At 69.2% G+C, this 18,456-nt stretch carries 19 protein-coding genes; 13 read left to right on the forward strand and 6 right to left on the reverse strand.

The window, feature by feature from the left end; translation table 11 throughout:
- Window positions 1-200: 200 nt before the first annotated feature.
- Window positions 201-662, reverse strand: a complete 462-nt coding sequence (locus OO71_RS51775; protein ID WP_211260680.1) for a PucR family transcriptional regulator — start codon at window positions 660-662, stop codon at window positions 201-203.
- A complete protein-coding gene (locus OO71_RS31945) occupies window positions 598-1,785 on the reverse strand; it encodes a PucR family transcriptional regulator ligand-binding domain-containing protein (RefSeq protein ID WP_033293695.1) in 1,188 nt (395 codons plus the stop codon). Before OO71_RS31945 ends, OO71_RS51775 begins: the two co-directional genes overlap by 65 nt.
- A gap of 142 nt (window positions 1,786-1,927) precedes the next feature.
- On the opposite strand from OO71_RS31945, the gene OO71_RS31950 reads away from it, so the two are divergent.
- Complete coding sequence (locus OO71_RS31950; RefSeq protein WP_051792512.1) at window positions 1,928-2,596, forward strand: GntR family transcriptional regulator; 669 nt, start codon at window positions 1,928-1,930, stop codon at window positions 2,594-2,596.
- 231 nt (window positions 2,597-2,827) lie between these two features.
- Here OO71_RS31950 and OO71_RS31955 read toward each other — a convergent pair whose 3' ends face one another.
- On the reverse strand, window positions 2,828-3,208 hold the full coding sequence (locus OO71_RS31955; protein ID WP_033293696.1) for a VOC family protein: 381 nt from the start codon (window positions 3,206-3,208) through the stop codon (window positions 2,828-2,830).
- Window positions 3,209-3,469: 261 nt separating this feature from the next.
- Between OO71_RS31955 and OO71_RS31965 the strand changes: the two genes are divergently transcribed.
- From OO71_RS31965 to menC, 4 genes are read left to right on the forward strand one after another with little or no spacing between them, the layout of a single operon-like run.
- On the forward strand, window positions 3,470-4,957 hold the full coding sequence (locus OO71_RS31965; RefSeq protein ID WP_033293698.1) for an amidohydrolase family protein: 1,488 nt from the start codon (window positions 3,470-3,472) through the stop codon (window positions 4,955-4,957).
- 20 nt (window positions 4,958-4,977) lie between these two features.
- Window positions 4,978-6,105, forward strand: coding sequence for a M20 family metallopeptidase (locus OO71_RS31970; RefSeq protein WP_033293905.1), 1,128 nt, complete (start codon window positions 4,978-4,980; stop codon window positions 6,103-6,105).
- A 46-nt stretch (window positions 6,106-6,151) separates the two neighbouring features.
- Window positions 6,152-7,012: a GNAT family N-acetyltransferase gene (locus OO71_RS31975; protein ID WP_156096673.1), complete on the forward strand. Its 861-nt coding sequence runs from the start codon at window positions 6,152-6,154 to the stop codon at window positions 7,010-7,012.
- Window positions 7,009-8,115: an o-succinylbenzoate synthase gene (gene menC, locus OO71_RS31980; protein ID WP_033293700.1), complete on the forward strand. Its 1,107-nt coding sequence runs from the start codon at window positions 7,009-7,011 to the stop codon at window positions 8,113-8,115. Before OO71_RS31975 ends, menC begins: the two co-directional genes overlap by 4 nt.
- Here menC and OO71_RS31985 read toward each other — a convergent pair whose 3' ends face one another.
- A complete protein-coding gene (locus OO71_RS31985) occupies window positions 8,116-8,688 on the reverse strand; it encodes a hypothetical protein (RefSeq protein WP_033293701.1) in 573 nt (190 codons plus the stop codon).
- A 38-nt stretch (window positions 8,689-8,726) separates the two neighbouring features.
- On the reverse strand, window positions 8,727-9,272 hold the full coding sequence (locus OO71_RS31990) for a nuclear transport factor 2 family protein (protein ID WP_033293702.1): 546 nt from the start codon (window positions 9,270-9,272) through the stop codon (window positions 8,727-8,729).
- Between the two features lie 112 nt (window positions 9,273-9,384).
- Here OO71_RS31990 and OO71_RS31995 point away from each other — a divergent pair, with 112 nt between their 5' ends.
- The 6 genes from OO71_RS31995 to OO71_RS32015 all read left to right on the forward strand — a co-directional run bounded on the left by OO71_RS31995 (window position 9,385) and on the right by OO71_RS32015 (window position 14,790).
- Window positions 9,385-10,008, forward strand: coding sequence for a TetR/AcrR family transcriptional regulator (locus OO71_RS31995; protein ID WP_033293703.1), 624 nt, complete (start codon window positions 9,385-9,387; stop codon window positions 10,006-10,008).
- A gap of 17 nt (window positions 10,009-10,025) precedes the next feature.
- Entirely contained in the window at window positions 10,026-10,202 is a 177-nt protein-coding gene (locus OO71_RS50475; protein WP_156096650.1) for a hypothetical protein, read from the forward strand.
- Window positions 10,199-10,588, forward strand: coding sequence for a hypothetical protein (locus tag OO71_RS32000; RefSeq protein WP_033293704.1), 390 nt, complete (start codon window positions 10,199-10,201; stop codon window positions 10,586-10,588). Before OO71_RS50475 ends, OO71_RS32000 begins: the two co-directional genes overlap by 4 nt.
- 253 nt (window positions 10,589-10,841) lie before the next feature.
- Window positions 10,842-11,729 (forward strand): S1 family peptidase, encoded by an 888-nt coding sequence (locus OO71_RS32005; RefSeq protein WP_245633865.1) that lies wholly within the window; start codon window positions 10,842-10,844, stop codon window positions 11,727-11,729.
- A gap of 127 nt (window positions 11,730-11,856) precedes the next feature.
- The gene (locus OO71_RS32010) at window positions 11,857-12,759 is read left to right on the forward strand and encodes a 2-hydroxyacid dehydrogenase (RefSeq protein WP_033293705.1); all 903 of its coding nucleotides are present in this window, start codon (window positions 11,857-11,859) and stop codon (window positions 12,757-12,759) included.
- 849 nt (window positions 12,760-13,608) lie between these two features.
- Complete coding sequence (locus OO71_RS32015; RefSeq protein WP_033293706.1) at window positions 13,609-14,790, forward strand: thioester domain-containing protein; 1,182 nt, start codon at window positions 13,609-13,611, stop codon at window positions 14,788-14,790.
- 53 nt (window positions 14,791-14,843) lie between these two features.
- Here OO71_RS32015 and OO71_RS32020 read toward each other — a convergent pair whose 3' ends face one another.
- Window positions 14,844-16,268 (reverse strand): LCP family protein, encoded by a 1,425-nt coding sequence (locus tag OO71_RS32020; protein ID WP_033293707.1) that lies wholly within the window; start codon window positions 16,266-16,268, stop codon window positions 14,844-14,846.
- 153 nt (window positions 16,269-16,421) lie between these two features.
- On the opposite strand from OO71_RS32020, the gene OO71_RS32025 reads away from it, so the two are divergent.
- Window positions 16,422-17,432: a glycosyltransferase gene (locus OO71_RS32025; RefSeq protein ID WP_051792513.1), complete on the forward strand. Its 1,011-nt coding sequence runs from the start codon at window positions 16,422-16,424 to the stop codon at window positions 17,430-17,432.
- Complete coding sequence (locus OO71_RS52530) at window positions 17,429-18,235, forward strand: polysaccharide deacetylase family protein (protein ID WP_245633856.1); 807 nt, start codon at window positions 17,429-17,431, stop codon at window positions 18,233-18,235. Before OO71_RS32025 ends, OO71_RS52530 begins: the two co-directional genes overlap by 4 nt.
- The last annotated feature ends 221 nt before the right edge of the window (window positions 18,236-18,456 follow it).

The following is an 18,456-nucleotide window of genomic DNA, read 5'->3' on the forward strand; positions in this document are numbered from 1 at the left end:
CAACTCCCTCCACAATGCGCAACGATCGATCACATCACAACAGCGACAACCGCTGCCCGTATCACCCCGTAACACCCCCACCCGACAACGTGACACCACCGCACCCCTCCGACGGAAAAGGAAAATGAGCCGCCAACGTAAATGACGGCATGCCGAACTGCCGCGGCGGCAAGAGCCGCGCGGCAGTCACGGGAATGCAGTTATTCAGCCGATACCGAAGCTCCCGCAGTGAGCCGATCCGCGAGCAATGCGACGTACAACGAGACCTGGTCTTCCGCACTCGACAGATCGACCCCGAGCAGAGTCTCGATCCGGTGGAGCCGCCGATACAGCGCGGGTCGGCTGATCTGATGTCGTTGCGCGGTAATGCTCTTGTTGCCGTCCGTCGAAAGATACGTCCACAGCAGTTCCTGCAGATGCGATTCGGAGCCTGCCGTGGTGAGCGGGCCGAGCATGGCGCCGAGAAAACGGTGCAGGGCAGGCGTTGTCCCCAGCTGGGTCAGGAGGACCCGGAGGCGGATGTCGACCAAACGCTGGGCACTCAACGGGATCAGTCCATGCCCGGCCTTGGCGACGAGCTCCGCCTCGCGGATCACCTCACCGAGTTCGGCAGGCTCGACGACCCGGTCGCACATCCCCACCGACACGGGATACGGCGCCACGTCGGCCACCCATTCGGCAATTCGCGTACGCAGTTCGCCGACTGCCTCGGTGTCTCGTACCGCCAGCAGCATCGTCGCCGTGTCTTTCCGGTTCCCGAGCGCCAGGCTGCGGAGATCGAGGTCGTACACCAGCTTTGCCGCGACTGCATTCAGCGAGTCGGCGCGGGGACCCGGAGTCCCGCCACCGGTGCGGCGCAGGGAAAGGGCAACTACGACGTCCGACATCCAGACCGGCCTGCTGCAGCCGGATCGCGGCTTCGTCCGGCTCGAGCTGCCCGGCGATCAACGCGTGGAGCAGGTCGGCGCTGGAATCGTCGGACTGGTCTTTCCCGGGAGCCAGCATCCGGCGCACTGACACTGCCTCCGCCGCACGCTCCGCCAGCAGGACGCCACGCTGACGCGGGCCGGTGTAGCCGCACAGGACGAGCCGTCCCCACATTCCTTCCGGACTGCCCACCTCCGCGGCCACCGAACCCGCGCGCTCCTTCGCGGAACCATCGCGCAGCGCCGGCCCCCGGGTGCGATACCAGAACTGCACGGCATCGGCTCGCCGCCACGGACCGCTCTCCGCGGCCAGCAGTTTCCCCGCCGGACTTTCCAGTACGACCGGGCACCCGCCGTACTCCGCCGCCACGGCAAGGAGTTCACCCACCCGGGCACGGCTGCGCAGGGCTTTGGCGAACCGGGTCCGCAGCTCGTCGGACAGCGCCAGGTTGTCGACGTCCCGGTCGGCCAGCATCCGCTGGACCCGCTCGGCCAGCTCGGTGACGCACAGCGACGGGTGGAGCGTGACCAACGCCAGCCGCTGGGCCCGGCACTCCTCGGCCAGCGCGCGGGCAGCCTCCGGCGACGCCGGTACCACCGCCGCGAACAGGGCAAGGGCCCCGCACTCGCCCAGCACACGTGCCAGGCGTCGCGCGCCGTCACAATCGCTGTCGAGCATGCTGCCGGTCGACAGCACGACGTCGCCGCGCCTCGTCGCCGCCGCACCGTCGAAAGTCTCCACGACCTGCAGCCAGCGCACGGCGCGCCGGATCGAGTCACTGCCGACAATGACCTCCGGTCGCCATCGGCGTAGCCAATCGGCCTCGAGAATCTCCGAAACGGTGACGGGTGTCTTCATTGACTGGCCTCCGCGATCTGCCCGGCTGACGATCCAGCGCCCGGCCCCCATCCGTCCGATCGTAACGCTGAACAATGATCGCTCATAGTGGCAGTTTTGTTCGATCATTGCGCTTCCGGGTCCCACGGTTTACGCTCGGTGCATGGCCCAGCACTCGTCTCCGCTGATGCGGGCACCCCTGCGTGACCAGATCCGCCAGCACCTGCTCGACGGCTTGATCTCGGGTCGCTGGCGGCCGGGAGACCGCATCGTCGAGCGCCAGGTCGCCGCCGAGCTCGACGTCAGCCAGGCGCCGGTCCGCGAGGCACTGCGCGAGCTCGAGACACTGCATCTCGTCACGTCCGCGCCGAACAAGGGCGCCCGGGTCCGCGAACTCGACCTCAAGGACGTCTTCGAGTACTACTCGGTCCGCGCCGCGCTGGAAGGGCTCGCCGCCGACCAGGCGGTGGTCCGCCTCGGCGGAGACGTCAGCTCACTGGAAACCCACCACGCGGCCATGCGCGCCGACGCCGACCACGCCGACCTCGCCGCGCAGATCGGGCACGGGATCGCCTTCCACCGCGCCATCATGGAGGCCTCGGACAACGAGCTCGCCCTTGATCTGTGGGACGCCCTGAGCGTCGAAGTGTGGACCACCTTGTCCCTGCGCTTGTTCCGCGTCGACCTCCGGGTGAACGCCGACGACCACGAACCCATCATCGACGCCTTCCGCCGCCAGGACCCCGCGGTGGGCCGCCTGGTGCGCGACCATGTCATGTCCTACGGACCGAGCCGGGAAATCCTGCCCCGGGAGCGGGACGCCGATTCGTAGAACCGGTCCCAGAAGGCGAGGTACCGGCGTTCCGGTACCGGCTCGACCCGGCAGTTCCCACTACGGAGGAGCATGGCCGACGGGTGGGCGCTGTCGAATCGCGGCCACCGTGGCAGATCCGGGGCGGCGGGTTCGCCACTGGCCGACATCCTGCCGGGCAAATTGTCCGACGTCTTCCGCAGCCCGACCCCGCGGCGCGAGGTCCCGGAATCTTCCCGGACCTGGTCGGCGTCAGGCGGGGTCGACCCGTCGCCGCAGCAGGCAGAATACGTTCCCCTCCGGGTCGGCGAGAACGTGCCATGATTCGTCGCCCGTCTGGCCGACGTCCGCTGGCGTGGCTCCGGCCGCGAGCAGCCGTGCCAGCTCCGCGTCCTGGTCCCGGTCGGTGGGATTCACGTCGAGGTGCAACGGCAGTTTCGCCGGTTTCGGATCGGTGCTGCGGCTGAGGATCAGGGTCGGCTGGGGGCCGCCGAAACCGGCGTCCGGCGGGCCGATCTCCAGGTCGTCGCCGTCCCAGCCGAGCTCGACGTAGCCGAGTACCGCACACCAGAAAGCCCCCAGCCGGGCCGGGTCGGCGCAGTCGAGGACGAGTTCGGTGATCCGGCAGGCCATGTCCGCGACCCTACGACACCGGTACCGGTTCCGGCCCGAAACCGCCGCCGTAATGCGCTTCCCTCATCGCAGCGAGGTCGCTCAGCAGCAGGCGGCAGTGCGCGCGGCGGAATCGTGGCTGATGAGGCGCCCGCGGGTGATTCTCCGACCGGCGCTTTGTCCGGGCGGATGGACCGGCCGCCCCGGATTCGTCGGCCGGTACGAACGGACCGCCCCCGAAACCTCCTAGGGTCGCCAGGAGCGAGGCGAGGAGGGAAAGCAATGCCGACACTGCTGCGGGGCGGCCGGGTCGTCGACCCGGCGACCGGGTTCGACGGACCGGCCGACGTGCTGATTTCCGGGGACGTTTCCGGGGGCAAGGTCGCCGCCGTCGGGCCGGGGCTGCCTGCCGCGCCGGACCAGGTGGAGATCGACGTTTCGGGGTACGTCGTCGGGCCGGGGTTCGTCGATCTGCACAGCCACGTCCACACCATCGCGGGTCAGCGGCTGCAGGCGATGGACGGCGTCACCACGGCACTCGACCTCGAAGCCGGTCTGATGCCGCTCGAACGCGCGTACGCCGAGGCTGCCGCGGCCGGGCGTCCGCTGCACTACGGCTTTTCGGCGTCCTGGGGTTCGGCGCGGGCCAAGGTGCTCGCCGGGATCGAGCCGGACGCCGACATCGACAGCGGGCTCGCCGTGCTCGGCAACCCGGAGTGGCAGCGGTCGTCGTCGAAGGCCGAGCTGACTGCCTGGCTGTCGCTGCTCGAAGGGGAGCTGGCGGCGGCTGCGCTCGGCATCGGCGTGCTGCTCGGGTACGCCCCATTCAGCGACCCGGCCGAGTTCCTGGCGCTGTCCCGGCTGGCGAAGGAGGCCGGCGCGCCGACGTACACGCACGTCCGCGAGCTCGTCGAGGTCGACCCGGCCATCCCGGTCGACGGGTCGCAGGAAATCGCGATCGCCGCGGCCGAGACCGGCGCCGCGATGCACCACTGTCACGTCAACAGCACGTCCGGCCAGCACGTCGACCGGGTGCTCGCCGCGCTGGACGCCGGTCGTTCCGCCGGGTCGCGGGTCACCGTCGAGGCGTATCCGTACGGCGCGGGCAGCACCGCGGTCGGCGCGGCCTTCCTTTCGCCCGAGCGGCTCAAGATGAAGGGCCTCGACGCGACGCGCGTACTGCTGCTCGAAACCGGGGAACGCATTGCCGACGAAGGCCGTCTGCAGCAAGTACGCGCCGAGAACCCGGGCGCGCCATGCATTCTCGAGTTCCTCGACGAGGGAAACCCGAAGGACATCGCCCTATTGCACCGGGCGCTCGCGTTCCCCGATTCGATCGTCGCGAGCGACGCCATGCCGGTGTACTGGCGTGATGGCGCCAACGAATCCACCGTCTGGCCATTACCACCCGGTGGCGCAACGCATCCGCGTACCGCCGGGACATTCGCCAAGGCGCTGCGGCTGATGGTGCGCGAAAGCGGGGCCTGGACCTGGCTGGAAGCGTTCCGCCGCTGCTCGTACCTGCCCGCGCGGGTCCTCGACGAGGTCGCACCCGGCGCACGCACGAAAGGCCGGCTGGACGTGGGTGCGGACGCCGACATCGTCGTCCTCGACCCGGCCACCATCACCGACACCGCCACGTACTTCGACTCGACCCGGCCCTCGGCCGGCGTCCGGCACCTGTTCGTCTCGGGCACCCCGGTGGTGCGCGACGGGCAGCTGCTCACCGACGCGTTCCCGGGCCGTCCGCTGCGGGGTGAGCCGCGGTGACCGAATTCGACGTGCACGCACTGGTCCGCGACATCGAAACACTGGTGACCTGCGAATCCCCATCAGCCGACCTGGCTGCGGTCGCGCACAGCGCCGACGTCCTGGCCGAACTCGGCCGGTCGCTGCTCGGCGTCGAGCCGGAACGAATCGTCCTCGACGGCCGTACCCACCTGCGCTGGCGATTCGGCGACGGACCGGCGCGCGTACTGCTGCTCGGCCACCACGACACGGTCTGGCCCATGGGATCGCTTGCGACGCACCCGTTTTCGGTGCAGGACGGCGTCTTACGCGGTCCGGGTTGCTTCGACATGAAGGCCGGGGTCGTGATGGCGCTGCACGCTGCCGCGTCGCTGACCGACCGCAGTGGAGTGTCCATTTTGGTCACCGGAGACGAGGAGCTCGGCTCGCCGTCGTCGCGGGAACTGATCGAGGAGACGGCCCGCGGGTGCGCCGCGACGTTCGTGCTGGAGGCCTCGGCCGACGGCGGCGCGATCAAAACTCGCCGCAAAGGCGTTTCGCACTACCGGATCGAGGTGCTCGGCCGCGCCGCGCACGCCGGGCTCGAACCCGAGAAGGGGATCAACGCCGGAATCGAGCTCTCGCACCAGATCCTCGCCGTGGCCGCGCTCGCCGACGCCGAGCGGGGGACCTCGGTCGTGCCCACCCTGGCGCAGGCCGGGACCACGATCAACACCGTGCCCGCAGCCGCCGCGGTCGAGGTCAATGCCCGGCTGTGGGACGAGGAGGAGCAGCTTCGCGTCGACCGCGCGGTCCGCGCGTTGCAACCGGTGCTGCCCGGCGCGGAAATCCGGATCGCCGGCGGGATCAACCGGGCTCCGCTGGACGGCGAATCGTCCGCGGCATTGTTCGAGCTGGCCCAGGAATTGTCGGCGGAACTCGGTCTTCCCGCTTTGTCCTCAGCGTCGGTCGGCGGTGCTTCGGACGGCAATTACACCGCGGGAATGGGAATTCCGACCCTCGACGGTCTCGGCGCGGTCGGTGGCGGGGCCCATGCGGATCACGAACACGTGCTCGTCGAAGAATTGCCGCGGCGGACGGCATTGCTGGCCGCGCTCGTGGAAAACGTACTGGAAAATCCGTCCGGCCCGACGAATCCGGCGGGTGTTTCTGGTCGAGCGCGACCATGACTCCACCGGTGAGCCGCGAAAGAATTGTCCCGTGACGAATCTTGCGATGAACACGGGACGGCCGGTCGCGCCGGAAATGCGTGCCGAGGCGGTGGCGGCGGCGCTGGCCGCAGCCGCTGCCTCGCAGGTCGAGGTCCGGGAGATCTCCGAGATCGCCGAACTTGCCGCCGTCGCGCAGCTTTTCGACTCGATCTGGCAGTCCGCCATCGGACCGGTCACCAGGGAAATGCTGCGGGCGTTGCAGGCCGCCGGGAATTATGTCGCCGGTGCGTTTGCCGGCGGGGAATTGCTGGGTGCGTGCGTCGGGTTCTTCGGAAACCCCGGAAAAGGCAGCCTGCACAGTCACATCGCGGGTGTTTCGAAGACGGGTGCGGGCCGCGGAATCGGCTCTGCCCTGAAACTGCATCAGCGCGCCTGGGCATTGGCGCAGGGGGTTTCGGCAATCGGCTGGACGTTCGATCCGCTCGTCCGCCGCAATGCGTATTTCAACCTCGGCAAACTCGGCGCGGTTCCGGCGGCGTACGTGCGTGACTTCTACGGACCGATGGACGACGGCATCAACGGGGCAGGCGACACCGACCGGCTGATGGTGACCTGGGACCTCACGAGCCCGGCGGTCTGTGCGGCGGCCGCCGGGAAAACGGTGCGGATGGACGTGCCCGAGAGCGCCGCCGCGGCGCTCTCGGTGGACGCGGACGGCGGCCCGCTCATCGCGTCCACGGACGCGCCGGTGGTACGCATCGCCGTCCCACCGGACATCGAAAGCTTGCGCCGCACCGATCCCCGCCGCGCCGCGGCGTGGCGGGCCGCGCTGCGCGAAGTGCTCGGCGGGCGGATGGCCGCCGGGGGCCGGGTCACCGGGTTCGACCGGGCCGGCTGGTACGTGATTGCCAAGGAGGACCAGTGAAACTCAGCGGTGTGGAAGTGCGCCGGGTGCGGATGCCGCTCGTGGCCCCGTTCCGGACTTCGTTCGGTACCCAGTTCGAACGCGAGCTCCTGCTCCTGCGGGCGGTGACGCCGGCCGGCGAGGGCTGGGGCGAATGCGTCACGATGCCCGGTCCGCTGTATTCGGCGGAGTACAACGACGGCGCCGAGCACGTGCTGCGCCACCACCTGGTCCCGGCGCTGCTCGCGGCCGACGATCTCACCGCGGCGAAGGTGACGCCGCTGCTGGCGAAGTTCAAGGGCCACCGGATGGCCAAGGGCGCACTGGAGATGGCGGTGCTCGACGTCGAGCTCCGCGCGCACGACCGGTCATTTGCCGCGGAACTCGGGTCGGTGCGCGATTCCGTGCCGTGCGGCGTGTCGGTCGGGATCATGGACACCATCCCCCAGCTGCTCGACGCCGTCGGCGGATACCTCGACGACGGCTACGTACGCATCAAGCTGAAGATCGAACCGGGCTGGGACGTCGAGCCGGTGCGCGCGGTCCGCGAGCGGTTCGGCGACGACGTGCTGCTGCAGGTCGACGCGAACACCGCGTACACCTTGGGCGACGCACCCCAGCTGGCCCGGCTCGACCCGTTCGGCCTGCTGCTGATCGAGCAGCCGCTGGAGGAGGAAGACGTGCTCGGGCACGCCGAGCTGGCCCGCCGTATCGCCACGCCGATCTGCCTCGACGAGACGATCGTGTCGGCGCGCGCCGCGGCGGACGCGATCAAGCTCGGCGCCTGCCAGATCGTGAACATCAAGCCCGGCCGCGTCGGCGGGTACCTGGAAGCCCGCCGGGTGCACGACGTGTGCACGGCGCACGCGGTTCCGGTGTGGTGCGGCGGGATGGTCGAGACCGGCCTCGGCCGGGCGGCGAACGTCGCGCTGGCCTCGCTGCCGGGCTTCACGCTGCCCGGTGACACGTCGGCGTCGGATCGCTTCTACCGCACCGATATCACCGAGCCGTTCGTGCTGGAGAACGGGTACCTGCCGGTGCCGACGGGGCCGGGACTCGGCGTGACGCCGGTGCCGGAGCTGCTCGAAGAGGTCACGACCGAAAAGGTGTGGATCGGCGCGTAGTCACGTGCTTTCGACGTACCGGCGCACCTTCTCGACGAAGTCCGAGTAATTGGGCTTGGCGACCACGGTCGGGCTCTCGCCCTGCGAGTAGTGGATCTGGTCCGGGCAGTCCGGGTAGCCCTTGAGGTCGAAAGTCCCGAGCAGCCGCCGGGAATCGGCCTCGTAGACCCGGTAGTCGTACCGGGTGTCGATGACGCGGGCCGTGACCGGCGCACCCGAGCCGAAGTACGCCCCGCAGGTGTTGGTGCCGCCGGTCAGCTCGGTCTGGTACTGGCACACCACCACCTGCACCTTCCGGTCCGGCGCGATCCAGGCGGGCTGGTATTTCGTGAGCTGGTCGCGGAGGCCGCTGGTGCCGCCGTCGCCGGAGAGCTCGATCCGGTACGGCGCGGGGCCGGTCCGCGGTGCGGTGCGTCCGTCGAGCTGTGAGTGCTCCGGCGGCCGGCCGTTGTCGGCGGCGGGCGGGCAGAACGACGACGCTTGCGGCGGGGCCGGGGAGCTGCCCTGCCCGACGACCACCAGCACCACGACGAACGCCACGACGGCAAGAACGGCCCCGACGATCCGGCTCATCCGCAAACCGTAGCCGGATCGCCGGGGACCCGTCCCGCTCAGTTGCCCGGCGGGGTCCAGGGTCCGGCGGGCAGGCCGATCTGGCGGAAGACGTCGGCGAGGTTGTAGTAGTCGGTCACTTGCCGGATCCTCGATCCGCGCAGGTCGATGATCGTGGTCACCGGGACGTGGAACCGCTTGCCGCTGGCCGGCCGGGTCCGGTCGAAGGCGCCGACGTCGGTACCGGAGAACGTCCAGCGCACCGCGATCCGGTCGCCGGACCGGAAGGCGTCGATCAGGTCGACCTGCGGCGAGCCGATGCTCTTGCCGGTGATGGTGACCCAGTTCGCGACGCCGTCGCGGCCGCTCATCGAGACCTGGAAAGCGTTGTCCCGGTAGGTGCCGTCGGCGGTGAACAGCTCGGCCATTCTCGCCGCGTCGCCGGTGTTCCAGGCGTTCGCCCACGCCGTGACGACGTGCGGGTAGCGCGTGCTGACGGTGGATTGCGAGGCCTGCGCGGTGTCCTGCGGGAGGGCGGTGGCGGCGGTGAGCCCGACGAGAACGGCGGCGAGCCCGGTGCCGACGGCGGTCCGGATGGTCTTCATGGTCTGCTCCTTCGGTGGGGTAACAGGTGTAACCATAGAGCCATGGACTTACATCTGTAAACTTAAATCTGTAACCCTGCCCTTTTCGCCTAACGGCTGTAACCTTGCGGCCGTGAATCCGGAAGCGGGGCGCGCGCGGAACCGGCGCGGCGAGGGCACGCGGCTGCGGGACGAGATCGTGCAGGCGGCGGCCGGAATCCTCGACGACGGCGGTAGCGAAGACGCCGTGACCCTGCGCGCGGTCGCGCGGCGGATCGGCATTGCGGCGCCGTCGATTTACCGGCACTTCGCCGATCGCGACGAGATCCTCCTGGCCGTCGTGGAGGAGGCGTTCGCCGAGCTGAAAGACCGGATCGAGGAGACGGTCGCGGCGCAGGCCGATCCCGAGCAGCGGCTGCGCGGCATCTGCTCGGCGTACCTGGATTTCGCGCTCGAGCGGCCCAAGCGCTACCGCGTCCTGTTCGGTGGGGTCTGGGATGCCGCGCGGGCCGCGGAAAACCCGGAGATGGCCCCGGCGGCGGCGAAGATCGGGCAGGACGTGTTCCAGCTACTGGTACAAGCCGTGCAGGATTGCGCGGACGCCGGCGTCTCCCGCAGCACGGCGCCGTTCTCCGATGCCACCACGTTGTGGGCCGGTCTGCACGGGTACGCGGAACTCCGCCCGGCCGCCCCGATGTTCCCCTGGGCGGACGGAGTCCCGGACGACCTCGTTCGACGGCTCGCGCTCCTGGACTGATCTTCTACGCTGGCCGCGTGGCGTTTGCGACCAAGCGGGACCAGCGGGTACTGGTGGCGCACCGGATGCGCGACGGGGTCGACTACGGCGGCCGGCGTTACGTCGAGTACGCGGGCGCGCAATATGTGGTCGTGCGGCCGGAAAAGGCCGTCGCCGGTGGTCTGTCGAGTGTTCGCGGTGCGGCAGGCTCTTGACGTACACCGTGTACACCGTCGCGGCGGCGCGCTGGCGACGGACGCTGCGCTGGCTGGGCGCGGTTCTCGGGGTCGCGATCATGGCGGGCGGCGTGGTCATCCCGACTGTTGCGGGGCTGGGTTCGGCGGTCACGGACGTCACGTTGCCGATCGGCATTTTCGGCGGCGGCCTGTTCGCCGGCTGGTGTGCGTGGATCGCGGTCCGCGAGCCGGGGTTCACCGGGCACGGTTCCGGCTGGGCTGTGCTGGGCAAACACGCCGTGAGCCTGGTCAAGGAGGAACCGGTCGAACCGCCACCCGAGAAGCCCGCCCCGGCGGAGAGCCGCCTGGACCGCGACGCCGTGGGCCGCCGCTGGGATGCCTGGGAACAACGCGACCGTCCTTGATTGCCGGTTGACGGTTGCGGGAAACGGCACCATCAGTCATCCCGCGGTGTCCGGAAAGGCAATTGCACCGGGATACGCCCGGATAGCCCCCTCGATACTGCCGAAGGGCACCTCCGGGAGGCGCGGAAACTTTGCCGTCGGTGACCGCGTCCGAACCCCCTGTATCGACTTCACCTATTTCTCCCACAGTTACCGGACCAACCGGGCACCGTCACCCTTCCGGGTGAACAACTTCGCTATCTTGGTCGCCGTGATGCACGCGAAGTCACGTCCGGCTCGACGGACGGGCCTGAGACCGGGCGCCCTGGCGATGGGTCTCGTCGTCGGGGCAGTACTGGCCGGAGGCTATGTCGGCATGCAGCGCACCGCGGACGCCGAGCCGGTGAAACCTCCGACGTCCGACCTCGCGGTCTCCCGCGGGGTCAGCGGGGGAGCGGCACCGGCGACCGCGCGCGTGTCGGCGCCACCGTTACCCGAGTCGACCACGCCGTTCAGCGCCAAGCTGTCGTCCACGGACGTTCCGGAGAAGGACGGCGGCGTCCGTAGCGGAGGATGCAGCGGCGCACTCGTCGCGCCGGAGTGGATCGTCACCGCCGGGCACTGTTTTCACGACATCAACGGCAAGCGCACCAGCGGCAAACCGGATTACAAGATGAAGGTCGCGCTGGGCAAGCTCACCGACTCCGACCCGCGCGGGCACGTGCTGGAGGTCGTGGAGTCACGGCAGTCGCCGGTCAACGACCTCGCGCTGGCCCGGCTTTCCGCCCCGGTCACCGATATCCGCCCGCTGGAACTGCCGGACGGCCCGCCGGAAAAGGGTCAGCACACGACGTTCGTCGGCTGGGGTGCGCTGTCGGCCACCGTGATCGTGCAGACCGACCGCATCAAGCGCGGTGACTTCGCCGTGCACACGGTGCGCAAGAACGAAATCATCCTCGAGCCGCTGGAGACGCGGACGGTGGAGAACAGCCCGTGCCCGGACGATTCCGGGTCGCCGTTCTTCGTGCCGGGCAAGGGCGGAAACGTGCTCGTCGCGGTCGAGAACTTCGGCCCGTCCTGCCCCAGTCCGGGTCTCGAGACCGCGGCGCGGGTAGACCAGATCGTGCCGTGGATCCAGCAGCAGATCGGGTCCGCGGGGTAGCTGGTTGGTGTGGGCAGCGCAACTGCCGTTTCCGCCTGTTTGCCGGGACAATGACGGCAGCCGCGGGGCTGGTACCCGCGGTTCCGGCTCCGGTTTCGGGTCCGGCTTCGGCGGAGGATGGGTGAGCATGACGGCGCGAGTACTGGTGCCCTGGGCGGAGATGGCCATCCCCGCCGAGCTGACCGCAGCGGTGTGGGACGGCAACGGCACCCCACCGGACGACCTCGACGACGTGGAGTTCTACGTCCTGCCCTACGACCAGGGCGCCGAACCCGTGAACCTCATCCCGCGGCTGCCGTCGCTGCGGGCGGTGCAAACCCTGACCGCGGGCTACGACAATCTCCTCCCGCTCCTGCCCCCCGGCGTGCAACTGGCGAACGGCCGGGGCTTGCACGACTTGAGCGTCGCCGAGCACACGCTGGCGCTGATCCTGGCCGCGCAGCGGTTCCTGCCGCGCTGGTTCGCGCAGCAACGCACCGGTACGTGGGACCGCGCGCACACGAAGTCGCTGGCCGACAGCCGGGTACTGATCGTCGGCTACGGCTCGATCGGCCGCGCCATCGAGCGGTACCTGGCAGCGGGCGAAGCCGAGGTGGTGCGCGTCGCGAGCACCGCCCGCCCCGGCATCCACGGCATCGCCGAACTCCCCACCCTCCTCCCGACGGCCGACATCGTGATCCTGGTCCTCCCGGACACCCCCGCCACCCGAGGCTTGTTGGGCGCGCCCGAACTGGCGCTGCTCCCGGACGCGGCTCTGGTGGTGAACGTCGGCCGCGGCACGGCAATAAACCTGACCGCCCTGACCGCCGAGGTGAGCTCCGGCCGCCTCCGCACCGCACTCGACGTGACCGACCCGGAACCCCTCCCACCCGACCACCCCCTGTGGCCCCTAGACGGCGCGATCATCACCCCGCACGTCGCCGGAGGTTCGGATTCGTTCTACCCGCGGGCCAAACGCTTGGCAGAACAGCAACTGACCCGCTTCGCCAAGGGGGAGCCATTGGAGAACCTGGTGAACCTGGTGAACTAGGTCCTGGTGCTAGGACCTGGTGAGCCAAGCCGTGGTGAGCCAAGCCGTGGTGAGCCAAGCCGTGGTGAGCCAAGCCGTGGTGAGCTAGGACTGGCGTGCTCCGCGAGGCCGGTCCCGGCCCTCTCACGACCGCCGCCGCCCCGACTCGCGCCGATGCGCGCCTCACCAATGCTCGTTCGCCGCGCCTCTTTGGCCGTGGCCTTCACTGGTGCTTGTTCGCCGCGTCCCTTTCCCGCGCCCCTGACCAATCCTCGTTCGCCACGCCTCTTTCACCGCCACCCGCACCAGCGCTCGTTCGCCACGCCTTTGCTGTGGCCTTCACCGGTGCTTGCTCGCCACGCCTTTTCCCGCGCCCCTCACCAATGCTCGGTCGCCACCGCCTTTCCCCGCCACCCGCACCAGCGCTCGGTCGCCACCCCCTTCCCCGCCACCCGCACCACCGCTGCTCACTCTCGCGAGTTCGTTTGCCTCACCCGAAGCGTGCGCAATTGGTCAACCCCGCCGACTCTCGCCGTGTTCGCCGACCCCCTGCGAACTCTGCACCTCCCGCCAACCCCCGCTGCCCGGACAACACCCCCCACCCTCACCAACCCCCGGCAGACCCCCGGAATCGCCGCCCTTTCCATGCCCAAATCGCATACACCCAGCGCAACCCTCGGGACGAACGGGCCACGTAAGGGGTACAAAAGAGCAATCAGGGGACCACTCACAGTGCAGGTATGAACCCTGTGTATGCTTCGCCCTCGCTTGGCTGGGTGGATTCTTCACCCGAATTGGTGACCGCCGTGATCGGGGAGATGTGTCTCACGCGGTCCGTCGTTCTGGGTTCGGGACTTGATGGGAGAAAGCATGCACGGCAGGTCGGTTCTGGTGCGGGGAGGCGTCGCGGCGGTGGCTGCGGCTGCGGCGCTCATGGTTGCCTCGCCCGCGGCTCTTGCGGACGACAATCCGGTGGCGCACGCCGGTGCGGCCACCGGCACGGTGGTGCACGGCGGGAAGAGCGGGTACTCCGTCAACGTCGGCCAGAACAAGGTGGTTCAGACCACTCTGTTCAACCTCAAACTGGCCGACGGCACCATTCTGAAGATGTACTGCGTGCAGATCGAGGTCGCCACGAGGACTGGCGAGGACATGGTCGAGCACGCGTGGAACGACTACCCCGACGCGAAATCGCCGTTCCGCAAGAACAACAAGAACATCAACTGGGTCCTGCACCACGGTTACCCGTCGCAGGGGACCGAGGACCTTGCCAAGGCGGTGGCGGGCAAGGGCGCCACGCTGCACGACGGCCTGTCCGACATCGAGGCGCTCACCGCGACCCAGGCCGCGGTCTGGCACTACAGCGACGGCCGTGACCTCGACCGCAAGAACCCGCTGGCCGGCCACGACGCGCCCGCCGACGACGCGGCCGATGTGCTCGCCCTCTACGACTACCTCACCGGCGCCGACAACACCGGCATCGGCGAGACCAAGCCGGCCCTGAGCATCACCCCGGCCAAGGCGACCGGCGCGGCGGGCGAGAAGATCGGCCCGTTCACCGTCAGCACCACCGGCAGCATCACCTCGGTCACGAGCAAGCTGCCCGAGGGCGTCAAACTCGTCGACGCAGATGGCAAAGAGGTCAAGTCCTCGGCGGTGAAGAACGGCAGCAAGCTGTTCCTCGACGTCCCGAAGGACGCCAAGCCCGGTACCGCCGAGCTGGCGATCAAGGCCGCGGGCGACCTCGAGACCGGCCGCCTGTTCGTCGCGAAGGACTACGCGCAGCACCCGGCGCAGTCGCTGATCGTCGCGCAGTCGCAGAAGAGCGCGGTCCAGGCCACCGCCACCGGTACCTGGGCCGAGTCGGCCCCGGTGACCAGCGCACCGGCCACCACCCCGGCGGCCCCGGTGGGTGGCGGCAACAACTCGGGTCAGACCCCGCTGGCGAACACCGGCGTCAACGCCGCGCTGCCGATCGGCATCGGCGCCGCACTGGTGATCGCGGGCGGCGGGATGCTGCTGGTGGTTCGCCGCCGCCGCGGCAACGTCTGATCCACTGACGAAAAAGGCGGGCCGGGTTTCGAACCCGGCCCGCCTTTTTCGTTTCAGTTGACGCAGGTAACGCCGTCCGCGGTGATTTGCGGTTCGGCCGGTGCGGCAGCCGGGTGTACGCCGGAGTCGTCCGGGTAATCGCGGCCGAGCGACACGAGGAAATGGTTCTGCGCCAATGAGTTGTCCGGCGCGACCGCAATTCCGCCCAAGGTCTCGGCAATGTGCTGGGCGGCGCTGCGCTGGCTGTGTCCATAATAGACAGTCGACGTCTTGCGCATGCTTCCGTTGCCCACCTCGCCGCGCTGGTACCCGGCAGTGGTGAGCTTCTCCGCCACCTGGTTCGCCAGACCGTCCACTCCGGACGTGTTGCGCACATCGACCACATAGGACGCCAGCGCCGGGTCCCCGCCGGTGGAAGAAGGCGGCGCCGGAGTGCCGCCGATCTGCTGCCGGATGAACTGCTGCACCGCCTGCGGGTCCACCTGTACAGCATCACCGTCGGACGGCGTCTTGAGCGTGATGTTCACGATCGGCACCGTCTCGAAACTGATGTTGCCCGCGCTCATTCCGTGCAGCTGCCGGGCGAACCCGAGCAGGTCCCAGTTCGTGTCGACCACCACGGCCTTCTTGACCGCGCCGATCAATGCGTCCAGTTTGGCCGGATCACCGAGCGTACCCGCGGAGAGAATCGTCTTGGCCATACTGGCCATGAACACCTGCTGCCGCTTGATCCGGTCGAGGTCGCCGTTCGGCAACCCGTGCCGCTGCCGCACGAACTGCAGTGCCTCCGCGCCGGACACCGACTGTGCACCGGCCGGGAAGTTCGCGCCAGAGTACGAATCGCGCGTTGCTTTGGTGAGGCATACGGGGATGCCGCCGACCGCCTGGCTCACGTAGTAGAACCCGGCGAGGTTCACCGCGGCGTAGTGCGTGATGGTGAGCCCGGTGAATTGCTGCACGGTGTCGATCGCGGTTTTCGCCCCGGCCTGCGCCGAGTCCGTTTCCAGCTGTGCGCCCGATTCGCCCTGTGCTTTCAGCCGGTTCTTCGCCGCGAGCTGACCATAGGTGTACGCGGAATTGATCTTGTGCTTGCCGAAACCGCCGGAAAGCTGCACGTAGGAATCGCGGGGAAGGGAGAATGCGGTCGCGTTCCCGCCGCCGGCCGGAATGTGCACGACGATCATCGTGTCCGTGGTGTCGCCGCCGTCCTCCGCGCCGCCGGCGTGCAGCTGGTCCAGCACGTCGGGCGGCAGCGGATTGCCCTGCGCATCCGTCCGCGTGTCGAGGCCGACGACGAGGATGTTCTGCTCGCCAAGCGGTGCGCTCGCGCCGGGACCGATCACATCGGCCCTGGTCAGACCGTCGGTGAGCTGGCGAAGCGTCGACCAGGCATATCCGGTGCCGCCGAGGACCAGCAGCGAGGTCACGACCAGCAGCACCTGGCCGACGCGGACCGCGCCGGAGGTCTTACGACGCATGGGTTCCTCTTCCTGCCACGTCCGCCACTTGAAGGACCCACGGTAGCGGGCGTCTCACCCGGTCGGGTGACCGCTTCCCGGAAGGGGGGCTCGACACTGATTCTACATAGTTGTAGTTTTACTACAGTCGTGTAGTAGTTGGGAGCGGAGTGGATGACCCGAGTAGTGATCGTGTCCGCGCGCGTCGGTGCGGGACACGACGGTGCCGCACGGGAACTGGACCGGTGGTTCACCCGCCGCGGTGCGCACGTGGTCCGGGCCGATTTCCTCGACCTGCTGCCCGGGCGGCTCGGTGAGCTGCTGTGCTCCGCCTACCATCGGCAGCTCAGCACGGTCCCGCGCAGCTGGGACTGGCTGCTCGGCGCGCTGGGCACCCCCGCGCTGGCCGGTATGACCCGCCGTTTCACCGCTCTCGCCGCGCCGCGCTTGCGGGAATTACTGGGTGACGACACGGATATCGTCGTGTCGACCTATCCACTTGCGACACACGCGGTCGCCCGGCTCCGGCGTTCGCACGAGCTGACCGCGCCGCTCGTCGGCTACCTCACCGACCCGTCGGTGCACCGGCTCTGCGTCAGCCCGGACGCGACCCTCACCGTCGCCCCCAACGAAACCGCCGCTCGCCAGGCGCGAGCGCTCGGCGCAGGCCGCACGATCGTCTCGCGTCCGTTGGTGGCGCCCGGTTTCCACCCGGCCGCCGGGATCGCCGAACGGCTGCGGCTGCGGCTCGAACTCGGCCTGCCGCGCGACCGATCACTCGCGCTGGTCGTGGCCGGGTCCTGGGGGATCGGGCAGGTCGGGCACACTGCGGCCGACCTGAGGGCGACCGGGCTGGTCGAGCCGGTGGTCGTGGGCGGCCGGAACGACGCGCTGGTGCAGCGCCTGCGCAAAGCCGGGTACCAGCACGTTTTCGGCTGGGTCGACCGGATGCCGGAGCTGATGCGCGCGTGCGACGTCGTCGTCCAGAATGCGGGCGGGCTGACCACGTCGGAAGCGCTGGCGACCGGCCTGCCGGTGCTCACTTACCGCTGTCTGCCGGGCCACGGACGGGCTAATGCCGCGGTCCTGCACGACGACGGAACGGTGCCGTGGGTGCGTTCGCCTGCTGAATTGGCGACGGCGCTGGAATGGGTGCTGCGCAGTCCGGTCGAGGCGGCCGGATGATTCGCGCACTGGCCGCGGCGGCCGTTTTCCACGCTGCCCCGGCGGCATTGTTCGTGCCACAGCTGAGATCACCACGGCTTTCCGGAATGGGCGATCCCGGTCACGTGGCGCTCACTTTCGACGACGGTCCGAACCCGGAGTCCACCCCGGATTTCCTGACTGTCCTCGAATCTCTGGACGTTCGCGCGACCTTCTTCGTGCTCGGCCGGGAACTGGCCGAGCATCCGGAACTCGGCCGGTCACTTGCCGAAGCGGGACACGAGATCGCGGTACACGGCTGGGATCACCGGTGTTTCCTGCGTCGTTCCCCGAAAGCACTGCACGAAGAACTCTCCCACACCACCGACTTGATCGAGCTCGGCACCGGAACGCGGCCACAGTGGTTGCGCGCGCCGTACGGCGTATTCACCGGCGGTGCATTGCTTTCCGCGCGAAAACTCGGCCTCCGACCCGTCTTGTGGAGTACGTGGGGATTCGACTGGACCAGTCGTGCCACTCCGCATTCGGTCGTCCGCACAGTGTGCCGGAAGCTGTCCGGCGGCGGCACGATCCTGCTGCATGATTCCGACCTCGCGGCCGCACCGGACGCGTGGCGCTCAGCTCTCGGCGCACTTCCGGTGCTCGTGGCGGAATGCCGAAGGCGCGGGCTCACTGTGGGACCCTTGCGCGAGCACGCAGGCCGCCTGCGCAGTTTCGATTCCGGTGTGCAGGTCGGTGGCCGCATCGAGGGCGCAGGCCGCCGACCACCCGCAGGCACCGAGCACCGCGGCGACGGCGATCGCAGCCAAGGGCCGTCGCGGTGACGGTGCGGAAAGCAAGGCCCGCACGCGTCGAGGTACCGGTCCGCCAGTCGCCGCAAGCGCGAGCGACGGCGGAGAACTGCTTGCCAGCGCTGCTTTTGCGACCGCGGTGGCAACGAGTTTCCGATCGCCGACCTGGTTTGCCGCCACTTCGTCGGCCCACCGTTCCAGCGCGAAGCGGGCCGCCGAGCCGAGTGGCCGCAGCAGCGGGTTGACCGTGGTTG

This window comes from Amycolatopsis jejuensis (genome assembly GCF_000717335.1).
Classification (GTDB): domain Bacteria; phylum Actinomycetota; class Actinomycetes; order Mycobacteriales; family Pseudonocardiaceae; genus Amycolatopsis; species Amycolatopsis jejuensis.